Annotated in this window: 17 protein-coding genes and 1 tRNA gene; 13 read left to right on the forward strand and 5 right to left on the reverse strand. The window is 58.0% G+C overall.

Annotated elements, in window-relative coordinates; all coding sequences use genetic code 11:
• Nucleotides 1–194: 194 nt before the first annotated feature.
• Nucleotides 195–285, forward strand: a tRNA-Ser gene (locus G547_RS0105480).
• Between the two features lie 172 nt (nt 286–457).
• On the forward strand, nt 458–976 hold the full coding sequence (locus tag G547_RS0105485) for an REP-associated tyrosine transposase (RefSeq protein WP_027328977.1): 519 nt from the start codon (nt 458–460) through the stop codon (nt 974–976).
• Nucleotides 977–1,097: 121 nt separating this feature from the next.
• Here the strand turns inward: G547_RS0105485 and G547_RS0105490 are convergent, their stop codons facing one another.
• Entirely contained in the window at nt 1,098–3,950 is a 2,853-nt protein-coding gene (locus G547_RS0105490) for a valine--tRNA ligase (protein ID WP_027328978.1), read from the reverse strand.
• A 141-nt stretch (nt 3,951–4,091) separates the two neighbouring features.
• Here G547_RS0105490 and G547_RS0105495 point away from each other — a divergent pair, with 141 nt between their 5' ends.
• A complete protein-coding gene (locus G547_RS0105495) occupies nt 4,092–5,756 on the forward strand; it encodes an acyl-CoA dehydrogenase family protein (protein ID WP_051234890.1) in 1,665 nt (554 codons plus the stop codon).
• A gap of 104 nt (nt 5,757–5,860) precedes the next feature.
• Here G547_RS0105495 and G547_RS0105500 read toward each other — a convergent pair whose 3' ends face one another.
• Nucleotides 5,861–6,838 (reverse strand): glutathione S-transferase family protein, encoded by a 978-nt coding sequence (locus G547_RS0105500; protein ID WP_027328980.1) that lies wholly within the window; start codon nt 6,836–6,838, stop codon nt 5,861–5,863.
• A gap of 280 nt (nt 6,839–7,118) precedes the next feature.
• On the opposite strand from G547_RS0105500, the gene G547_RS20280 reads away from it, so the two are divergent.
• The 6 genes from G547_RS20280 (at nt 7,119) to G547_RS0105525 (ending at nt 13,835) form a co-directional block, all read left to right on the forward strand.
• Nucleotides 7,119–8,246, forward strand: a complete 1,128-nt coding sequence (locus G547_RS20280; protein ID WP_051234892.1) for an efflux RND transporter periplasmic adaptor subunit — start codon at nt 7,119–7,121, stop codon at nt 8,244–8,246.
• Nucleotides 8,243–11,398, forward strand: coding sequence for an efflux RND transporter permease subunit (locus G547_RS20285; RefSeq protein WP_036187367.1), 3,156 nt, complete (start codon nt 8,243–8,245; stop codon nt 11,396–11,398). The genes G547_RS20280 and G547_RS20285 overlap by 4 nt, the downstream gene beginning before the upstream one ends.
• Nucleotides 11,399–11,589: 191 nt before the next feature.
• A complete protein-coding gene (locus G547_RS0105515; RefSeq protein ID WP_027328981.1) occupies nt 11,590–11,898 on the forward strand; it encodes a hypothetical protein in 309 nt (102 codons plus the stop codon).
• Between the two features lie 10 nt (nt 11,899–11,908).
• Nucleotides 11,909–12,427, forward strand: coding sequence for a hypothetical protein (locus tag G547_RS20290; protein ID WP_036187371.1), 519 nt, complete (start codon nt 11,909–11,911; stop codon nt 12,425–12,427).
• The gene (locus G547_RS23350; RefSeq protein WP_157209801.1) at nt 12,424–12,687 is read left to right on the forward strand and encodes a hypothetical protein; all 264 of its coding nucleotides are present in this window, start codon (nt 12,424–12,426) and stop codon (nt 12,685–12,687) included. The genes G547_RS20290 and G547_RS23350 overlap by 4 nt, the downstream gene beginning before the upstream one ends.
• Nucleotides 12,688–12,713: 26 nt before the next feature.
• Nucleotides 12,714–13,835 (forward strand): AI-2E family transporter, encoded by a 1,122-nt coding sequence (locus tag G547_RS0105525; protein WP_027328982.1) that lies wholly within the window; start codon nt 12,714–12,716, stop codon nt 13,833–13,835.
• Here G547_RS0105525 and ylqF read toward each other — a convergent pair.
• The gene (gene ylqF, locus G547_RS0105530) at nt 13,808–14,743 is read right to left on the reverse strand and encodes a ribosome biogenesis GTPase YlqF (protein WP_027328983.1); all 936 of its coding nucleotides are present in this window, start codon (nt 14,741–14,743) and stop codon (nt 13,808–13,810) included. The genes G547_RS0105525 and ylqF overlap by 28 nt on opposite strands.
• 280 nt (nt 14,744–15,023) lie before the next feature.
• On the opposite strand from ylqF, the gene G547_RS0105535 reads away from it, so the two are divergent.
• On the forward strand, nt 15,024–16,439 hold the full coding sequence (locus G547_RS0105535) for a family 43 glycosylhydrolase (RefSeq protein WP_051234894.1): 1,416 nt from the start codon (nt 15,024–15,026) through the stop codon (nt 16,437–16,439).
• 1 nt (nt 16,440) lies between these two features.
• Here G547_RS0105535 and G547_RS0105540 read toward each other — a convergent pair whose 3' ends face one another.
• Nucleotides 16,441–16,860, reverse strand: coding sequence for a MarR family winged helix-turn-helix transcriptional regulator (locus G547_RS0105540; RefSeq protein WP_027328985.1), 420 nt, complete (start codon nt 16,858–16,860; stop codon nt 16,441–16,443).
• An 83-nt stretch (nt 16,861–16,943) separates the two neighbouring features.
• On the opposite strand from G547_RS0105540, the gene G547_RS20295 reads away from it, so the two are divergent.
• Entirely contained in the window at nt 16,944–18,134 is a 1,191-nt protein-coding gene (locus G547_RS20295; protein WP_036187374.1) for a multidrug effflux MFS transporter, read from the forward strand.
• On the opposite strand, the gene G547_RS0105550 is transcribed toward G547_RS20295, so the two are convergent.
• Nucleotides 18,131–18,763: an SDR family oxidoreductase gene (locus G547_RS0105550; RefSeq protein WP_027328986.1), complete on the reverse strand. Its 633-nt coding sequence runs from the start codon at nt 18,761–18,763 to the stop codon at nt 18,131–18,133. The genes G547_RS20295 and G547_RS0105550 overlap by 4 nt on opposite strands.
• A 155-nt stretch (nt 18,764–18,918) precedes the next feature.
• On the opposite strand from G547_RS0105550, the gene G547_RS0105555 reads away from it, so the two are divergent.
• Nucleotides 18,919–19,920, forward strand: a complete 1,002-nt coding sequence (locus G547_RS0105555) for a Gfo/Idh/MocA family protein (RefSeq protein ID WP_027328987.1) — start codon at nt 18,919–18,921, stop codon at nt 19,918–19,920.
• Between the two features lie 89 nt (nt 19,921–20,009).
• On the forward strand, nt 20,010–20,438 hold the full coding sequence (locus tag G547_RS0105560) for a hypothetical protein (RefSeq protein WP_027328988.1): 429 nt from the start codon (nt 20,010–20,012) through the stop codon (nt 20,436–20,438).
• Nucleotides 20,439–20,492 lie beyond the last annotated feature (54 nt).

Below are 20,492 nucleotides of genomic sequence, written 5' to 3' on the forward strand. Positions count from 1 at the left end.
CGTCCGCCCCTCTGGGGGACGTTTGGTCTCAGAGTTTTCTGCGGACCAGCAACACACTTTTTCGCATTCATTCCACCTCAACCCTTTGATTTTCCGTGAGATATGGTATGATGCGCCGCACTTGTCGAGAGGCATTCCCGGCGGGTGAGAAACACTAGGCCCAGTGCCATGCGTTTCCAAGACAAAGAGAACACGGAGAGGTGGCCGAGTGGCTGAAGGCGCTCCCCTGCTAAGGGAGTATACCCTAATCCGGTATCGAGGGTTCGAATCCCTCCCTCTCCGCCATACAAAAACCGTCCCCAACAGGGGGCGGTTTTTTTATGGCTGAATGAAAGCCTTACAATTTGATCTCCTTCGCAATAACTCAGATTCCTGTCACCTATTCCCGCCAAATTCTTGGTTAATCGATCGCTATTGGGTAATCTCAAATCCCTATTTCCAAGGATTGGAGACTCCCATGTCGAATTACCGACGAAACCCCGTTCCGGGTGGTACTTTCTTTTTCACTGTGACACTGGCCGATCGGCAGGCGGATTGGCTCGTTCGCCATGTTGATGTATTGCGCGAAGTGGTTAAAGCGGTCAGGCAACGAAGCCCCTTCCTAATCGACGCTTGGGTGGTCTTACCGGAACACATTCATGCCGTCTGGACGTTACCCCATCTCGATAACGATTACCCTGGCCGCTGGCGGGAGATAAAAAAGCAATTCTCAAAAATGGTGCGTGCCCTTGAGGGGCCTGACCGGGTACCCGATGCGGGGGCATTGTGGCAGCGGCGTTATTGGGAGCATACGATCAGAAACGAGCGCGATTATCGGGCCCATATCGATTATGCGCACTTTAATCCCGTGAAACATGGGTGGGTGGATCGTGTCGTGGATTGGCCTTATTCCACATTCCATCGGGCGGTAAAAGCGGGATGGTATCCCGAGGATTGGGGTGGAAAGGGAGTGGTGAATTTGCAGGCGGGGGAGTGATGGGTTGTGCGGGGCAATGGTAGGTGGCGCTTCGCTTACCTACCCTACGCGCGGATTAAATTTCGTCACCGTGTAGGGTAGGTAAGCGCAAGCGCCACCTACCATCTAAACATCAAACGCTCTACAAACTCTCAATCCGCCGCAACTGCTCCTGCAGTTTACCCAAGGCGGATTTCAACCCTTCCAACCGATCGCGCTCCTTATCGACCACGGCTTTCGGCGCCTTGTCGACAAAGCTCGCATTGCTAAGCTTGCCCTCGGTTTTCTGAATATCCTTCTCCAACTTGGCGACTTCCTTATTCAATCGCTCCAGCTCCGCTTCCTTGTCGATCAAGCCGGCCATGGGAACGAGCAACTCAAGGTTGCCCGCCAGGGCGGTGGCGGAGACCGGGGCTTCATCCCCCGGGTTCAACCAGGTGACGCCTTCCAACGCGGCGATTTTGATCAGCGACTGGCGGTTTTCCTCCAGGCGGCGTTGATCATCGTCCGAGCCGTTGTAAAAGAACAAAGGCAACTTCTTGGCGGGGGAGATGTTCATTTCCCCGCGGATATTGCGGATACCCAGAATCACCGCCTTGAGCCATTCGATATCCGCCGAGGCGGCTTCGTCGATTTTGGCATCGTCCGCGACCGGGTAGGGCGCCTGCATGATGGTCTCGCCCGAGGCTCCGGCCAAAGTCTTGATCTTCTGCCAGATTTCTTCGGTGATAAACGGCATCAGAGGGTGAGCCAGACGCAGGGTGGCTTCGAGCACCCGGATCAGAGTGCGACGCGTGCCACGTTTTTGCTCGGCGCTGGCGTTTTCGTCCCACAGGGTGGGCTTGGACAGCTCCAGATACCAATCGCAGTATTCGTTCCAGACGAACTCGTACAGTGCCTGCGCGGCCAGATCCAGACGGTAGCTGTCCAGGGCCTCGGTTACCGCCTTCTCCGCCACCTGCAGACGGGAAACGATCCACCGGTCGGCCAGTGAGAGAGCGATTTCACCGCCGTTTTCCCCGCAGTCCTCGCCCTCGCACTGCATCAGTACATAGCGGGTGGCGTTCCAGATTTTATTGCAGAAGTTGCGGTAGCCTTCCACCCGGCCCATATCGAATTTGATGTCCCGCCCGGTGGAGGCCAGGGAGCAGAACGTAAAACGCAGCGCATCGGTGCCGTAGGCGGCGATGCCATCCGGGAATTCCTTGCGAGTCTGCTTTTCAATTTTCTGGGCATCCTTCGGACGCATCAATCCGTGGGTGCGCTTGGCGACGAGGCTTTCCAGATCGATGCCGTCAATGATATCGAGCGGGTCCAGCACGTTGCCTTTGGACTTGGACATCTTCTGGCCGTAGCTGTCGCGTACCAGTCCGTGAACATAGACGGTTTCGAACGGTACCTGGGGCTTGCCGTTCTCGTCTTTGATCAGGTGCATGGTCAGCATGATCATCCGGGCGACCCAGAAGAAAATGATATCGAAACCGGTGACCAGCAGATCCGTCGGGTGGAATTTTTTCAGGAAGTCGGTCTGCTCGGGCCAGCCCAGCGTCGAGAAGGTCCAGAGTCCGGAGCTGAACCAGGTGTCGAGCACGTCCTCGTCCTGGTGCAGTTTCGTGCTCTGGTCGAGCCTGTATTTGCTGCGGATTTCCGCTTCATTGCGGCCCACATACACCTTGCCGTTGTCGTCATACCAGGCAGGAATACGGTGGCCCCACCACAGCTGACGGCTGATGCACCAGTCCTGAATGTCACGCATCCAGGAGAAGTACATGTTTTCGTATTGTTTGGGGACGAACTGAATCCGCCCGTCTTCCACCGCCTCAATGGCCGGCTCGGCCAGCGGCTTGGTGCTGACATACCATTGGTCGGTGAGCCAGGGTTCGACCACCACGCCGGAGCGGTCGCCGCGAGGCTGCTTGAGCGCGTGGTCTTCGATTTTATCCATCAGCTCGGCGGATTCCAGCGCCTCGACAATGGCCTTGCGCGCCGCGTAGCGGTCTTTGCCGGCCAGTTCGGCGGGCAGAGCAGTGTCGATGTCGGTGCGGGTCTGACCGGCGTAGTTGAACACCTGGGCGGTACCCAGAATGGCCGCGTCTTTATCCAGCACGTTGATCAGGGGCAGGTCATGGCGCTTGCCCACTTCGTAGTCATTGAAATCGTGCGCCGGCGTGATTTTCACGCAGCCGGTGCCGAAGTCCTGATCCACATAATCATCGGCAATGATCGGAATGCGACGGCCCACCAGGGGCAGTTCGATGAACTTGCCCACCAGAGAGGCGTAGCGCTCGTCTTCCGGGTGCACGGCGACGGCCGAGTCGCCCAGCATGGTTTCCGGGCGGGTGGTGGCGACCACGAGATAGGTTTTGCCTTCGGCCGTCTTTTCGCCATCGGCGAGCGGATAGCGCATGTGCCAGAAAAAGCCTTTCTCGTCGTGGTTTTCCACTTCGAGGTCGGAAATGGCGGTGTGCAGCTTCGGGTCCCAATTGACCAGGCGTTTGCCCCGGTAGATCAGACCGTCTTCGTACAGGCGCACGAACGCTTCCTGAACCGCGGTGGACAGGCCATCGTCCATGGTAAAACGCTCGCGGCTCCAGTCCAGGGAGGAGCCCAACCGGCGCAGCTGGCGGGTGATGTTGCCGCCGGACTCGGCCTTCCACTGCCAGACCTTCTCCAGAAACTTTTCCCGCCCCAGGTCGTGCCGGTCCTGCCCTTCGGCGGCCAGCTGCCGCTCGACCACCATCTGGGTGGCAATGCCGGCGTGGTCGGTGCCCATTTGCCACAGAGTGTCGTCGCCCTTCATGCGGTGGTAGCGGATCATGGCGTCCATTACCGCGTTGTTGAAGCCGTGGCCCATGTGCAGGCTGCCGGTCACGTTCGGCGGTGGGATCATGATGCAGTAGGGGTCACCCTCACCGCGGGGTTTGAAGTAACCTTTCTCTTCCCAGGTCTGGTACCACTCGCGCTCGATGGCGTGGGGGTTGTACGTTTTTTCCAAAGACATGCGGTAACCTGTACTAAGCTTGGAAGGAATCTTTTTCTGAAGCTCAAGTCTCTGAGGCGACAAGATTCCCTACGGACTGGCGTGAAACCCGCGATTATACAGCTTCACGCCCCACCGGCCTACCGGGAGGTGACGATGGCACAGCACGGTTCTGACGATTCACTCAAGGGTCTGGGGGCGGAGACCCACGAAGTCTTCAATGTACCGCCCGCCCTGGAAGGCTACGACGCCTACCGCGAGGATGTGGCGCTGCAAGAGGCCGTAAAGGCCGGCGGCGCCCTTGCCTCCGAGCATGAACTGCATCGTCAGGGGTGCGACCTGGGCTCGCCCGAGTGGATTCAGCTCGGGTTCGACGCCAATGCTCATCCCCCCGAGCTGCAAACCCACGATCGCTGGGGTCATCGGCTGGACCGGGTGCGTTACCACGAGAGCTACCATCGCCTGATGCGCAAAGCCATCGGGTTGGGTCTGCACTCCTCGCCCTGGCGTGTACCCGGAGAGGGGGCTCATGTCCGGCGCGCGGCACTCGTGTACCTGCAAACCCAGCTCGAACAGGGCCACGGCTGCCCCATCACCATGACCTTTGCCTGTGTGCCGGTGCTCCAGGCCCAGTCGACCCTGCCGCCGGCGTGGCTCAGCGGTATCCTGTCGCAGGAATACGATAGCAGTGACAGGCCCTATCGGGACAAGTGCGGCCTGACCATCGGCATGGCCATGACCGAGAAGCAGGGCGGTTCCGATGTGCGCGCCAATACCACCCGGGCAAAACCGGAGGGCGATCACTACCGGCTGACGGGCCATAAGTTTTTTATGTCGGCGCCCAACTCCGATGCCTTTCTTACCCTCGCCCAGACCGAAGCGGGTCTTTCCTGCTTCCTTGTGCCCCGCTGGCGCGACAGTGGTGACAAGAACGCGCTCTTGCTTCAGCGGTTGAAAGACAAAATGGGCAACCTGTCGAATGCCTCCAGTGAGGTCGAACTGCGGGCGGCCGAGGGCTACCTGCTGGGAGAGCAGGGCAGGGGCGTGGCGACCATTATCGAGATGGTGGCCTTGACCCGCTTTGACTGCACGCTCGCCTCTGCGGCTGCCATGCGCCAGGCCGTGGTCCAGGCGATTCACCACTGTGCTCACCGGCGGGCGTTCGGGCAGGCGCTGATTCGCCAACCCCTGATGCAGAATGTGCTGGCCGACCTGGTCGTGGAGAGCGACGCGGCGCTTGCCTTGGCCATGCGGCTGGCCCGGGCGCTGGATCACCCCGATGACCCGGATGAACGCGCGTTGCTTCGCATCGGCACGGCGCTGGGCAAATACTGGGTGTGTAAGCGGGTGGCGGGCCACAACGTGGAAGCGATGGAATGCCTCGGCGGCAGTGGGGTGATGAACGAATTTATGACAGCGCGCCTGTACCGCGAAGCCCCGATCAACGCCATCTGGGAAGGCAGCGGTAATATTCAGTGCCTGGATAGTTTGCGCTCTTTTGAAAAACAACCGGAAGTGCGCGCTGTCTTGATGGCGGAGTTGCGGCGTACGAAAGGGGTGGATGCCCGGTTGGACGCTCACGTCCAATACCTGGAAACGGCCCTGGACGATCGCGAGGCGCAGGAGTATCAGGCCCGGCACCTGGCAGAATCCATGGCGCTGGCGTTGCAGGCTTCGCTCTTGTTGCGCCATGGCGATTCTCGGGTGGCGGAAGCGTTTATCGCCAGCCGGATTGAACGCCCCCATGGGTTATACGGGAATCTGCCCAAGGGCACGCCCACCAGAGAAATAATAGCTCGGGCATTGCCAATGTATGGCTGATTGCTATCAATCGGATTTTTACGGCGGGTGCGCTTCGCTTACCACGCCCTACGACAATATCGGGTAGGGCGCGGTAAGCGAAGCGCACCCGCCGCAGCGGCAGTTTACCGATTATGCGGCGCGTTCAAATCCAACTGGGGGCCTGCTGGCACCACTCGCGTCGGGTTGATGGTATCGTGGCTGTAGTAGTAGTGGTGCTTGATATGGTCCAGGTGCACCGTCTGCGCCACGCCCGGCACCTGATATAACTGACGCAGGTAATTCGACAGGTTCGGGAAGTCGGCAATCCGGTTGCGGTTGCACTTGAAGTGCCCTACATACACCGAGTCGAACCGTATCAGCGTGGTAAACAGGCGCCAGTCCGCTTCGGTCAGCTCGCTTCCGGCCAGAAACGCCTGCTTGTCCAGAATCGCCTCGACCTCATCCAGGGCATCGAACAGGGCGTGATAGGCCTTTTCGTACTTGTCCTGTCGGGTCGCAAAGCCGGCCCGGTACACGCCGTTGTTGATCTTGTGGTACACCTTTTCGTTCACCGCGTCGATGTCGGCGCGCAAGGCTTGAGGGTAAAAATCCCGAGGGGTTTTCGCCAGGTTCCAGAAGCCGCTCACCAGCATGCGGATGATTTCCGCTGACTCATTGTTGACGATGGTTTCCCGTTGTTTGTCCCACAGCACCGGTACGGTCACTCGGCCGGAGTAATCGCTTTGGGCGTGGGTGTACACCTGGTGCATACAATCGAAACCGTAGAGGGGTTCCGGTCCCTGCGTCTGGAACGCCTCATCCTGGCGGAACTCCCAGCCGTTTTCCAGCATATGGGGGTGTACCACCGACACGCTTATCACATCCTCAAGGCCCAACAGAGAGCGGAAGATCAAGGCGCGGTGAGCCCATGGGCAGGCATAGGAAACGTAAAGGTGATAGCGTCCGGCCTCGGCTTTGAATCCGCCTTCGCCGCTGGGCCCGGCGCTGCCGTCGGGGGTGACCCAATGACGAAACTGGGCGTCCTCTCGAATGAATTCGCCGCCGGTCTTCTCGGTGTCGTACCACTGGTCGTGCCACTTGCCTTTTACTAACAGGCCCATTGCTTGCGCTCCTTTGAAATGGGTGTGTAGGGGAACGGGTGTGTGGGGTAGAGCCTAAAGGCCTTTGCCTCAGATATCCACTTGACTGTTAAGGCGAATAACCAATCTTTACATTTACTGCCTGGCCCGGCGCGGCGCTTGTCTCGTCATTTGTATGATTTTAGAGTAGCCTTTGCAGGCAAAGAGTATGCGTGTGGTGATCCATGCCCCCTCTCAAATAGTAATCATTTCCACCGCGTCGAATAACGACTTCCAAGAGCGAGATTGAGACCCTTTTACTATGGCGTTATATGAGATTTTAAGGCCTTCCATCCGGGCTGTCCTGGCACTGAGCGTTGTGGTGTTGGTGGCCTGTTCTGACTCCGAAGAACAACCCGGTGGAGGGCCCCAAGGCGCTCCCGGAGAGGATCGCGAACAGCCTGTGCGGACCGAAGGGGTGACCTACCACTATGAGCAGACTTTCGTTGAAGCGGTGGGTACGTCTCGGGCGCTGAAGTCCGTTGACATACGCCCGGCGGTGACCGGGGAGGTCACCGAAGTCAATTTTGAAACGGGTGAAAAAGTTCAGAAAGGGCAGGTTCTGGTTCGTTTGGACGATCGTGATGAACGTCTGGCGGTGGAGTTGGCGGAAGTGGCACTGAAAGATGCCGAGCGTCAGCTGGATCGTTATCGTCGCTCTCAAGAGGCCGGGGGTGTGACCCAGAGCATGATGGACGAGGCCACCAGTGCGGTCGACCGGGCTCGCATTGCCCTGAAAAGGGCGCAGGTAGAGCTGGATTACCACACGATTGAAGCGCCGTTTTCCGGTTATGTCGGCATAACAGATGTCGACCCCGGTGCCTGGGTGTCTACCGATGATGTCATTGCCACCCTGGATGACCGCGACACGCTGCTGGTGAGCTTTCAGTTGCCCGAGTTACTGTTGGGCCAGTTGGAACGTGGCCAGGGCATTCAGCTCAGTACCTGGAGTGACCGTTTCACAGTGGCCGAAGGTGAAATCGTGGAGATCGGTTCCCGCGTTGACGAAACCCGACGCACCTTCACCCTTCGCGCTCACGTCAACAATGCCAACGACTACCTGCGTCCGGGCATGAGTTTTCGAATTCAGTTGAGCCTGCGTGGCAACCGCTACCCGCGAGTGCCGGAAATTTCTCTGCAGTGGGGTGGCGAGGGCGCTTACGTCTGGACGGTCGAAGATGGCCAGGCCAAGCGGGTCACGGTCAATGTGGTGCAGCGCACCGACGATGGCGTGTTGGTCGAAGCCGATTTGCCGGAAGGCACACCGATTGTGACCGAAGGAGTCCACATCGTCAGGGCGGGGATGGATGTCCGCGTCTTGAACGCTGAGCTGGGCGATAACGACAGCTCACAACGCGCCGTGGAGACCACCGTCGGAGAAGAGTCGTGAGTGATGACAAGTCTGTACGTCCGGCATCGGATGTGAACGATCTGCCCAGCCTGAGTATTCGTCGGCCCATTCTGGTACTGGTGATCAATCTACTGATTGCGATTGCAGGTGTCGCCGCCATTCTCGCGGTGGAAGTGCGGGAGTTACCGGACATCGACTATCCCTTTGTGTCCGTTAACGGAAACTACCCCGGTGCCTCTCCGGAAACCATGGATGCGGAAGTGACCAGCATTGTTGAAGGGGCGGTCGCCCGAGTCGAGGGCTTGCGCAACATCCGCTCCGACAGTGAGGAAGGCAACTTCCGTATGAACCTGGAGTTCAATCCAGGGATCGACCTGAACGACGCCGCCTCTGAAGTGCGCGAAGCGGTCAGCCGGGTGCAGCGCGAATTGCCGGAGGATGTGGAGCAACTGGCGGTGACCAAAGCCGATCCGGATGCCCAGGCCATTATCAATATTGCCGCTATCAGTGATGTTCTGTCCGGAACGGAACTGACCCGACTGATCGAGCAGGATGTAATCCCCGAGCTGATTTCGGTAGAGGGGGTGGCGGATGTTCAGATATTCGGTGGCACCGACCGTGTGCTTCGAGTGGTGATGGATCCGACCCGACTCGCCAGTTTTGGCCTGGGGGTTTCGGATGTGGCCGACGCCTTGCGCAACGCGCCCTACGATGTGCCCAGCGGCAGTTTCCGCTCCAATGATCAGGAGCTGTTGGTTCGCGCCGATGCCACCGCGATTTCCGAGGAAAAGCTGCGCAGTATTGTCATCCAGGGTGATACCCAGGTAGGCGACGTGGCCCGCGTGTTTTTCTCTCCCCAGGATGCCGATTCTCTGGTTCGTTTTAATGGCCAGCCGGTGGTGGCCATGGGAGTGATCCGCCAGGCCCAGTCCAACACGTTGGAAATTTCCAATGGCATTCACGAGGCGCTGGGGCCCCTGGATGAGCGCTTGACCAACGTCGAGCTGATCGTGACCGAAGACAACGCGACCTTCATCAAAGGCTCCGTTAAAGAGGTGATTACCAGCCTGCTGCTGACCGTGGCGATTGTGGTCGCCATCATCTGGCTGTTCATCGGCTCATTGCGAATTACGCTGGTTCCGAGCCTCGCCATTCCCATCGCGCTGGTGGGAACCGTGGCGGCCATCTGGGCCATGGGTTTTTCCATCAACATCCTGACGTTGTTGGCTTTGGTGTTGGCCACCGGCCTGGTGGTGGATGACGCGATTGTCGTACTGGAAAACATCCAGCGCCGGCGCGCCCAGGGGCTGGGGGCTCGGGCCGCCGCCGTATTGGGAACCCGTCAGGTATTTTTTGCGGTCGTGGCGACAACCGCCGTGTTGATTTCGGTGTTCGTGCCTATCGCCATTTTGCCCAGTACCGCCGGGCGGTTGTTCCGCGAGTTCGGTTTTGTGTTGGCGGTGGCGGTGGCCATTTCCTCGTTCGTGGCGTTATCGCTGGTGCCGGCGGCCGCTGCGCGAATTTCTCCCGAGCCGGCGGGCTCCCCCCACCCGATTCGGGATCGGCTGCAACGCATCGGCGCCCGGCTGGAAAAGCTCTACGCCTGGTTGATTGATGCCGCTCTGCGCCGCGCCTGGCTGACCTTTGGCATCGCGGTTCTGGTTGCCATAGGGGCGGGTTTCTCCTATCAATTTGTGCCCAAGGAGTTGCTGCCGGAAGAGGACCGCGGTGTTATCTATATCGGCTCCGATGGCCCGGAAGGCGTTGGCCTGGCCTATACCGAGCGGCAGATGCACGAAGTGAGCGATGTGGTTAAACCACTTCTGGAGTCTGGCGAGGCGGCGTTGGCGTTTTCCATTATCGGGTGGCGTGACCCCAACCGCTCCCTCATGGTGTTGCCGTTGGCGCACTGGGACGAGCGTAGTCGCACCCGCCAGGAAATCGCTCTGGAAATTGAGGAAAAGCTGCGCGATATTCCCGGCATCAGAAGTTGGGTCGGATCGGGCAACAGCCTGAATATTCGCGGCGGCGGCGATGGTTCCAGTGTCGAACTGGCGTTGACAGGCTCGGAGTATGATGAGATCTACGACGTCGCGACCAAATTCATGGAAGAGGTTCAGAGTCGACATGATCACTTCATTGAACCGGACATTGATTACGACCCCACCAAACCACAACTCTCGGTGGAAATTGACCGACGCCGGGCCTCCGAACTGGGGGTGGATCTGGCGGATATATCCAGCACCCTGAGGGCGATGGTGGACGGCTATGAGCTGGTGGACCTCAGCGTTGGAGACGAAGCAATCCCCATTGTACTCGAGTCGGCCACGGGCCAGATTCGCAGCCCCGACGACCTGGCCAACCTGTACATCAGCTCCGCCAATGGCGCCCTGCTGCCCCTCTCCAGTGTGGTCACGTTGCGTGAGGAAAGTGTTGCCGCTGAGTTGGAACGCAACGCCCAGCGCCGCTCGATCGAGATCGAGTACCGCCTGCGTGGCGGGTACCCGATTGAAAAGGCCGTGGAAGAAATTCGGGCTGTCGCGGCCGAAACCCTGCCTCAGGGTATTGGCATGATTTTCCAGGGCGAGGCTCTGGCGCTTGATGAAACCTCTCGCGAAGTGGCCCTGACCTATATCATCGCCTTGGCCGTGGTGTTTCTGGTGCTCTGTGCGCAGTTCGAAAGTTTTACCAGCGCCTTGATCGTGATGGTCACCGTTCCCTTCGGCATTGCAGCGGCGATTCTGGCGATTCTGATTACCGGCACCAGTATCAATATCTACTCCCAGATCGGGCTGGTGATGCTGATCGGCCTGATGGCGAAAAACGGTATCCTGTTGGTCGAGTTTGCCGATCAACTGCGTGACATCGGCCACTCCGTACACAGTGCGGTGCGCACCGCCGCCATGGTGCGTTTGCGGCCCATTGCGATGACCTTGATGTCCACCGTTTTCGGTGGTCTACCGTTGATTCTCAGTACCGGGCCCGGCGCGGAATCTCGTTGGGCCATCGGCTGGGTCATTTTTGGAGGCCTGGGCTTGGCGGCGCTGTTTACTCTGTTCCTGACCCCGGTGGTGTATCTCGGGCTGGCTCGTTTTGCCAAACCCCGAGCGGCCGAAGGCAGCCGCTTGAGTGATGAGATGGATCAGGCCGATATGATTCCCGACCGCGATACAGAGTGGCGGTCGTCATGAGGATAATGACGCCAGGGATTGGCGTCGCGCCCCGGTGTATTTCAACGTATACCGAAAAAGGTGTTAAGCTATTCATTGGAACGTTACTGGAGGCCTGCGGTCTTTAGTAGTTCTCAGAAACGGAAATGGCGGAAAGAAGCGTCGTTTCCGGACTGCCACATCTCTGGCGAACACGCCATAAGGAGGCTGACATGGCAACATCCAATACCCGCACATCCGAGAAAAGCGCAGAACACGGCGCTCCCTTCACCGAGAAAACCGTAACCGCTGCCCATGAGGCTATCGACCGCCTGTCTGAACGGGTGTCGAAGACCGAGGAACGTCTGCGCGGCGCGGCTTCGCAAGGGCAGGAGTCCTGGTCAGAGAAACAGGACGAAGTGCGTGCGCAGCTTGAAGGGTCTGTAGCCGGTGCTCGCACCTACGCTCGCGAGAACCCGCTTATGGCGGCAGGCATCGCGTTCGCCGCTGGCGTGGTGGTCGCTAACCTGCTGCGTCGGTAGCGGGGTATAGATGCAGGCTGGCCAGCAGGAACAACGCGAGCCCCACGCCGAACAGCCATCCGAGGATCAGCAGACCCACGACCAGTCGTCACAGGCAGAGTCTTCTCTACTTGATATTGTGACGGCGGTCGTGATTCTGGTGCGTGAAACTTGGCGTGACCGCTGGTCATTGGCCAAGGCCGAAGCGCGCCTGAGCCTGAAGAGCATGCTGCTGATCGTGCTGTTGATTTTTCACATGGCAATGGCGTCTATGCTGATCTGGGTGCTGCTTCTGGGCGCCGCCAGCATTTACGCCTGGCAATCGGGGGTTCATTGGGGCTGGATTTTGGGCGGACTCCTGGTGGCTCAGTTTGGCCTGATATGGTACTTGCGCCGGCAAGCCCGGCGCCTGATCCACTGGATCGGTTTTCCCGAAACCCGACGAGCGTTTTCTTCCCTGGCACGCGAAGAGGTGCCTGAAGAGGAGACAGAAAAACCCTCCTCCGAAGAAAACACTGCAGCCAACCCTGGGGACTCCAACCCATCATGATGACTCGACTTCTCCATCGGCAGCGACGCAGGGTAGAGGCCCTGTCGCTCGGTATTGAGCATAAGCGTCTGGTCACACGCGAGCTTCGGCGCGAAGGTCACGCCGCGTTGGGAAACAAGCTCAGCGGAGGCTGGGCGCTGGCGGGCTGCTTCGCGGCAGGCGTTGTATCGGCGCGTTGGGGTGGCTCTTTGGGCCGTCGATTGAAAACGCTCCCTCTAACGGGCTTGGCACGCCAGCTCTGGGCGCACTTGTTGATTTGATTTTGATCTAGGGACGGGCGCCCCACATGTTCAAACCGTTTTCGTCGCAGTTTGGTGTCCAACACTTTCAACTGATGGCACTGGTTGTGTTGGCGGGCGTGGCGTTGGTTGCAGCGCTTTACGCGGCGTCCGCCGTATTGATTCCCATCACGCTTGCCTGGTTGCTGAGCGCCTTATTATCCCCTCTGGTTCGGTACGGGCAGCGGTTTCACATTCCCGCTTCTCTTTCAGCGTTATTGCTGGTTGCCCTGCTTGTCTCCAGCATCGTCTCTCTGTTTTTGCTATTGGTTGAACCCGCTCAACAGTGGCTTCAGGAAATCCCCGAAATACTCAGAGATTTCCGCGGAAGGCTGACCGAATTCAGCGGCCCTTTATCCAATCTGCAGGCGGTGACAGAGGAGGTTCGCCAGTTTTATATCATGGGGGATGACGACAAAATGACCCCTGTGGAGGTCAAGGTAGAGCAACAGAACACGCTCGGAGGTTTCCTTCTCGACAACCTGCCCAACTTGATTGCCGGTCTGACTATCACGGTTTTCCTGACGTATTTTTTTCTTGCCTCAGGGGATCTCTTCCTCCGCAAAGCAACCCAACTGGGGGCCAATCTCGGCTCCCGTCGCCGCATCGTCCGAATCGCCTACCGTATCCGCAAAGACATTTCCCGCTATTTGGCCACGATTACCGTCATCAATATGTCCTTGGGCGTCTGCGTGGCGCTGGCGATGAAAATTTTGGGCGTACCCAACGCCATACTGTGGGGATTAATGGCCACGTGCTTTAACTTTGCTCCGTACGTGGGGGCAGCGGTGATGGCCGGAATCATGACCTTGGTGGGGATCGCTACCTTCGACAGCGTGCCCCATGCGTTGTTGGTTCCGGCGGCCTACATTGCTCTGTCTGTCGCCGAGGGGCATATGATTACGCCCACGGTGGTTGGACGCCGGTTGGCGGTCACGCCTACGGCGGTGTTTGTTTCCGTGGTGGCCTGGGGTTGGCTGTGGGGCGTTCTGGGAGCATTGATGGCAGTGCCGCTACTGGCCAGTTTTAAAATTCTGTGCGAAAACGTCCCGCAACTGGCGCCGTTCTCCCGTCTGCTGGATAACGGCACCAGCAAGCGGGTTCAGCGACGATTTTTGCGGGCACGTTGACGGCGCAGCCGGGTTTTTTCTTCCTTTTCGGCTTTCAGTCGGGCGTCGGTTTCCAGGGCTTCGGCTTCTTCCTTCTCGGTCATGGCCGGCGTCTCCAGCGTGATGCGCCCCAGGATGCCGGCTCTAAGTTCACTGATCAGCAGCGCGGAGACTTTCTCCAGGTCGACCATGCCACCCTTGCGCACTGTACCGCGAGCGCGGCCGATGTCCTCCAGCAGCGTCAGGTCATCTTCATCAATCTGCTCCAGCCGGTAACGGGCTTTCAATGCCTGCGGGTATTGCTGGCCGAGATAGGCCACGGTAAACAGGGCCACCTCCGGGTAATCGAACACCTTCTCCTTGATGGCGCCCGTGGCCGCCAAGCGGAAGCCGCAACTGGGCGGGTTGAGTTTGGGCCACAGGAACCCCGGTGTATCGGTCAACACGACCCGGTTCTCGAGTTTGATCCGTTGCTGCGACTTGGTCACGCCGGCTTCATTGCCGGTTTTGGCAATGCGCCGGTTGGCCAGAATGTTGATCAGCGTGGACTTCCCCACGTTGGGGATACCCATGATCATGGCCTGGGCGTTGCGGGCCGACAGGTTGCGGTCGGCGAGTACCGTGTCTATCTGCGCGAGCAGATGGCGTATGCCGTCCGGATTTTTCTGGGTGACGGGAATGGCCGTCACTCCCTGCTCCCGCTCCAGATGCTGAATCCATTGCTGGGTCATCTCCGGATCCGCCAGGTCCGCCTTGTTCAATAGCTTGATACAGGGTTTGTCCCGCCGCAGAGCGGGAATCAGCGGGTTCTCGCTGGAGTAGGGGATACGGGCATCCAGCACTTCAATGACCACGTCCGTCTGCGCCATCACCTCCGCGATATCCTTGCGGGCTTTGTGCATGTGTCCGGGGAACCAGTTGATGGCCATGGGGATTCACTCTGATTGGGGCGGGTAGTTCGAGGGCGGATTTTGCCTGTATTTCCTCTCCAGCTCAACGCAAAGGCGAGGCGATTGCCTGAATAGACGTCTTTTTTAATTTTAAAACGAAATAAAATTAGGTGTTTGATATCAGGAATAGGTATTTAAGGCCCGTGGTCAGGGTCGGGCTCGGCTGATACCATAAACTTGTCCAATAATAGGATAATAGGATATAAATTGAAGGACACCCCATAACGACTGTATAGCCGCATAATAAATAAGGTGATCTATGCATAATAAGACTCACAGCTCTACCCCGACTCCTGGTTTCATCAAACACTGCCGTCGCTGGCTTGCAAGCGTGGCATTAGGGCTTCTGGCGTTGCCCGCCAGCGCGTTGGACGTAACGGGAATTCCGAACTCCCATGACCCCGCTACCATCATGAAAGATGGCGACACTTACTTCCATTTCACCACCGGCAATGGCATCTGGTACTCCCGCTCGACGGACATGGTGAACTGGGGCAACCCGGCGGACGTGTTCGGCGGCTCCTGGCCCAACTGGATCAACGACGCCGTTCCCGGCTTTGAGGGTCATTTCTGGGCGCCCGGTGCAATCCAGATGGGGGATTACTATTACCTTTACTACTCCGCCTCCACCTTTGGCAGCTCTCGCTCTGCGATTGGGGTCGTTCGCACCAACTCTCTGAAAAACCCGAACTGGCAGGACCTGGGCATGGTGGTTCAGTCCTATGGTGGTAGCGACGAGATCAACGCGATCGATGCGGCCCTGTTCCGTGACCACGATGGCAAGGTCTACATGTCTTACGGTTCCTGGTTTGGTGGTCTGGGCGTTGCGGAAATCAACCAAAGCACTGGCAAGCTGGCCAGTTCGGTGACGCATATTTACGGCGGTGGACATCAGTCCATCGAAGCGCCTTACATTACCCGCAATGGTGATTATTACTACCTGTTCTTTACCCGCGGCAACTGCTGTCAAGGGGTCGACAGTACCTACCGGGTACAGGTCGCTCGCTCCACTAGCGTTTTTGGGCCCTACAGCGGTGAGCGCAACCTGATTCCCAATCAGGACGGCAACCGTAAAGGTCCCGGCCATATTGGTATCATCAAGCAAGATGGTTGTAACTACACCTCCATGCACTATTACGACCTGAACGAAAATGGTACGGCCAAGCTGGACATCCAGCGCATGAACTTCTCCGGCGGCTGGCCGTACATGACCCGCAATTTCAGTTCCATCGGCAGCTGTGGCGGTGTCAGTGAAGGCCTTTATCGTTTTACCTCACAGCTCAGTGGTAAAACGCTGGAAATCTCGGGGGCCGATACCGCCAATGGTGGCAACGTCGTTCAGTATGACTTCAATGGCGGCTTGCATCAGAAGTGGTATGTGGTTGATCAGGGTGCCGGCCAGTACAGCCTGATCAATGCCGGCAGCCTGAAAGGGATGGATGTCTGGGAAGGCAGTACGGCCGCTGGCGCCAATATCGCTCAGTGGGACTACTGGGGCAGCGCTGGACAGAAGTGGCGTCTCAACGCCGCTGGCACCGGCGTTGAAATTGAGTCAGTGTTGAGCGGCATGGTGTTGGACGTGTACAACTTCAGCACGGCCAACGGGGGCAACATTGTTCAATGGAACAGCACGGGTGGTAATAACCAGCGCTGGAACATGATTCGCCAGTACTGATTCACTCCAGGCACTTGCCGAGCAGCTGATTCAGCTGTTGCTGCTCGTCACGGGAAAGCCCACGGAATACCGTTCCGTGGGCTTTTTTTCGGGCTTGTGCTATGCCTTCGCAGCACACCTGGCCGGCCTTGGTGAGGTGCAGGTGGTGGCGACGATGATCGTTCGGGTCCGGTTGCCTATTCAGCCGATCGGCCTCTTCCAGCGCTTTGATTTTGCGGGCAATCAATGCCTTGTCATACCCGCTTTGTTGGGTAATCTCCAACGCGGTAATCCCTGGCCTGGACTCCACCAGATGCAGAATGTGCGCCTCAATCAGAGACAGTACCAGTTGTTGCTCATCCAGTCGGGCCTGAAGGTTGCGGCGCAACTGGCTCAGAACCTGCCGCATGGTTTCCGGGAGGTCGGTGTGTAGCTCACTCATAACAAAGCTCCGTGCTGTTAGTTGACAAAGTCAAGTATCTTGAGTAAAGTTGACTTTGTCAACCATTCCGTTGTGAGTACTTCATGTCCCACTTTCGTCTTGCCCTGGCGCTGGCCGGCTGTATTGCCGTGGCTCCCTTTGCGCTTGACGCCTACTTGCCGGCGTTCCCCGCCATGGCTGAGAGCCTGGGCGTGACCGTGCATGATATTTCTCTCAGTGCTTCCATCTACATGGTGGCCCTGTCGCTGGGACAACTGATCGGCGGTCCGTTGGCAGACCGCTTCGGTCGCCAGCGAATCATGCTCGGCGGCCTGGCACTGTTCGTCATCAGCAGTCTGGCCGTTGCCCAAGCGCAGACGCTCACGTGGCTGTTGATGGCGCGGGCCGTTCAGGCTTTTGGTGGGGGCTGGATCATTGTCTGTGTGCCGGCGCTTGTACGAGATCACACCCAGGGCAAGGAAGCCGCGCGGTTGTTCAGCCTGATCGGGCTGATCACCGTCGCTGCGCCCGCTGTGGCGCCGAGCTTTGGCAGCCTGCTGATGCACTGGGGTGGCTGGGCTACCATTTTTTACGCGATTGCCGCCTACGGGGTTGTGGCGGCGCTCAATGCGAAACGCACGCTGTTTTCAGGGCGCCCCTGGTTGGGAGAAACGCCGAAGGGACGGGGAGCGCCAATTTCCGTGTTCCGCCGGTATTTGGCCGTTCTCAAGACGCCCTCCGCCATCCGTTACGTATGCCTGCAGGCCTCGGTGTTTTCCGTGATGATGCTGTTTGTTACTCACGCCTCGTTCGTTTATCAAGAGCACTTCGCGGTCACGAACCTGCAGTTCTCTCTGTTGTTTGGCGCGAACATTCTGATCATGTGGTGTGTGATGCTGCTCAACCGTTGGTTGCTGGGGTTTCACGCACCGGCAGCACTGTTGAAAGCAGGTGTCACGCTGCAGGGCCTGGGAGTGGCGTTGTTGCTGGTGATTGTGCTATTTGAGTCCCGCTTGCTGTGGTTCGCGCCGGCGCTGATGATGACGGTAGGCGCCGTCGGTGCCACTTCACCGAATTGCCAGGCTTGCTACATGGAACACTTCGCTAGCAATGGCGGCACCGCCGCCGCACTGATGGGCGCCATGCAGTTCGGTATTGCCGGAGCGGTGTCCACCGCCTCCACCTTGTTGCCGGAAACCCTTGAAAGCATTGTCATGGCGCAAGCCGGCTGTGCATTGGTCGCTCTTACCCTAGTGTGGTGGCCGGTCCTGCGCCGACGATGGTCAACGGCCTAGTTCAAGGCATCACTGAAGCTGTGTTTCCCGTGAAAAAGCGGGTAGACCTTGCCGATAGTCACGGGTGTTTTCAGGCAGTGGGCAATGGCCAGAGCCACATCTTCTCGAGGAATCCACTGCTCATCGGCGGTGTCAGGCCACTGAGTCGTGATTGTCCGCTCGGCCGTCTCGTCGGTCAGCCGGCCGGGCCTTAAAATGGTGTAGGGCTGGCCACTGCGCAGTAGATGGTCGTCCGCCAACTTCTTGCACACCGTGTAGTGTTTGATCTTGGCGGGGCCTTTTTCCGGGTCCTCGGCCCCGCGCGAACTGACCATCACAAACTGTGAAATACCGGCCGCCTTGGCGGCGTCCACCGCCTTCATTGCGCCCCACATATCCACCAAAATCGTCTTGTCGGGCCCGGTCTTCGCGCCGGAGCCGGCGGTAAACACCACCTTGTCGCAGCCTTCAAACGCGCTCTGGACGTTGCCCTCTAAATCCGCAATCGCGGGCTCGGCGCCGAGGTCTTTGACGACCTTCGCCTGCTCCTCAGCCCGGACCATGGCCCGAGGCGTTTCTCCCTCGGCCACCAGAGCCTTAATCAACAACTGGCCGATCTGGCCGTGCGCGCCAATGATCAATGTCGTCATAGTTGCCTCCATTGGTAGGGTACTCACGTGGATTTCGTTGCCCTCGTAATGGAAACCTTAACACGGAGAACTCCTTGCAATGGAAATGGTCTGCTTAACTCTTTATCCTGTGCGTCGACTTTCGTACCTTGGATATTACAGTGGGAGTATCGCAAATGGCGGAGCAAACCGTTCGGTGGGGCATAATTGGGGCTGGAATTATCGCCCATAAGATGGCTGATGCGATCAGGCTGGAAGAGGGCTGCGAGCTGGTGGCGGTGGCCTCCAGGACGGCTGAGAAGGCAGAGGCATTCGCTCGGGAGTACGATATTGCCGCTGAAACTTACCCGTCTTTGGTAGAGCGGGCGGATGTGGATGTCATCTACATCGCGACAACCCACAATTTCCATGCGGACAACGCCGCCTTTTGCCTTGAACATGGCAAGCATGTGGTGGTTGAGAAACCCTTCACCGTGAATGCCACTGAAGCCCGGCGGTTGCAGGAAATGGCAGAAGCCAAGGGCTGCTTCCTGATGGAAGCCATCTGGACACGGTTCCTGCCGAGCATGATCAAGCTGCGCGAAACACTGCAGAACGGCACTGTTGGCGAGGTTAAGGTCGCGACGGTGAATTTCGGAGGCGTCGCGCCGGAACATTACCGGGGGCGGCTGTTGGACCCGGCGTTGGCGGGCGGGGTCACCCTGGATATGGGCATCTACCCGGTCAGTATGTTGTGTTATGCGCTGGGGGAAGTACCCTCGGTAAATGGCGCCAGCTGTCGGTTCAGTGATACGGGAGTGGATGAGGTGGCTTCCTATCAGCTGTCCTTCCCGTCCGGTTGTCTCGCGACCGTGAATACCAGCTTCAACCTGCTAATGCCCCACCTGGCATCGTTCTATGGCGATCGGGGTTATATCGAGTATCCGCACTTTCAAAACCTCGGGGACTTTACGGTCAAGCACCTGGAGGGCGCTGAGCTAACCGGGGAGGAGACCATCCACACCGAGAACGCCGAGAACGGGTTTGTCTATCAGGCTCGGGAGGCGGCCCGCTGTATCCGGGAAGGCCTGCGGGAGAGCCCGGTCATTCCTGTCGAAGAAACCGTCAGAATCATGGACGTTCTGGATGAGATTCGCCGGCAGCTGCCGCTTCGCTACGACTTTGAGTCAGCGAAGTGACACTCATTTTTCAGCCTTGAAGTTGACTGGCTAAATGCTGGAGTTTTACAAAAAATGCGCTTTGGCGTTGATTGAACAGGAAGTTGATAATGACTATAACTCATACAAATAAGCTTAGTTGGTTGAAGTATCCACTTCTAATATTGACCCTCTTCTTTGTATTCATAGCTGGCTTTGCGACAAGAAGTTTCTACAGGACAACTGATAATATTCTTTGGGATTTCGAGATTGGGGTTGTCACCATACTATCGCCTTTGACAGAGGGGTATGCGCTGCTGGAGGACCTGGAAAGCGCCGGCCCCATAACTGTCGAACAGAAACAAGAGCTGCTTTGTTTTTTGATTTCCCGACGGGAGGATGTTCGCCTTTTTGTAGAGGAAAATGGTAATGAAAAACCTCTGACGGAGCATCCCTACGGACGAAAAATGATGCGAATGGTGCAGGGTTACTTGAACGAAATCCATCAGTATCTTCCTGACTCTATGTCTTCAGCGCAATATCGAGAGAAAAATTGCTGAAGTCGGGTTGAACGGTGGGGTATCTGAGTCGAGATTGACACAGATACCCCGCAG

The organism is Marinimicrobium agarilyticum DSM 16975 (assembly GCF_000423345.1).
In the GTDB taxonomy this organism is placed as follows: Bacteria; Pseudomonadota; Gammaproteobacteria; order Pseudomonadales; family Cellvibrionaceae; genus Marinimicrobium; species Marinimicrobium agarilyticum.

Excerpts from the sequence above, each read along its gene's own strand:
- ylqF (WP_027328983.1), bottom strand. The coding sequence starts at position 14,743 with ATGGCCATCAACTGGTTCCCCGGACACATGCACAAAGCCCGCAAGGAT.
- G547_RS0105535 (WP_051234894.1), top strand. The coding sequence starts at position 15,024 with ATGCATAATAAGACTCACAGCTCTACCCCGACTCCTGGTTTCATCAAA.
- G547_RS0105560 (WP_027328988.1), top strand. The coding sequence starts at position 20,010 with ATGACTATAACTCATACAAATAAGCTTAGTTGGTTGAAGTATCCACTT.
- G547_RS20280 (WP_051234892.1), top strand. The coding sequence starts at position 7,119 with ATGGCGTTATATGAGATTTTAAGGCCTTCCATCCGGGCTGTCCTGGCA.
- G547_RS0105495 (WP_051234890.1), top strand. The coding sequence starts at position 4,092 with ATGGCACAGCACGGTTCTGACGATTCACTCAAGGGTCTGGGGGCGGAG.
- G547_RS20290 (WP_036187371.1), top strand. The coding sequence starts at position 11,909 with ATGCAGGCTGGCCAGCAGGAACAACGCGAGCCCCACGCCGAACAGCCA.
- G547_RS0105555 (WP_027328987.1), top strand. The coding sequence starts at position 18,919 with ATGGCGGAGCAAACCGTTCGGTGGGGCATAATTGGGGCTGGAATTATC.
- G547_RS0105550 (WP_027328986.1), bottom strand. The coding sequence starts at position 18,763 with ATGACGACATTGATCATTGGCGCGCACGGCCAGATCGGCCAGTTGTTG.
- G547_RS0105540 (WP_027328985.1), bottom strand. The coding sequence starts at position 16,860 with ATGAGTGAGCTACACACCGACCTCCCGGAAACCATGCGGCAGGTTCTG.
- G547_RS20295 (WP_036187374.1), top strand. The coding sequence starts at position 16,944 with ATGTCCCACTTTCGTCTTGCCCTGGCGCTGGCCGGCTGTATTGCCGTG.
- G547_RS0105485 (WP_027328977.1), top strand. The coding sequence starts at position 458 with ATGTCGAATTACCGACGAAACCCCGTTCCGGGTGGTACTTTCTTTTTC.
- G547_RS0105525 (WP_027328982.1), top strand. The coding sequence starts at position 12,714 with ATGTTCAAACCGTTTTCGTCGCAGTTTGGTGTCCAACACTTTCAACTG.
- G547_RS0105515 (WP_027328981.1), top strand. The coding sequence starts at position 11,590 with ATGGCAACATCCAATACCCGCACATCCGAGAAAAGCGCAGAACACGGC.
- G547_RS23350 (WP_157209801.1), top strand. The coding sequence starts at position 12,424 with ATGATGACTCGACTTCTCCATCGGCAGCGACGCAGGGTAGAGGCCCTG.
- G547_RS0105500 (WP_027328980.1), bottom strand. The coding sequence starts at position 6,838 with ATGGGCCTGTTAGTAAAAGGCAAGTGGCACGACCAGTGGTACGACACC.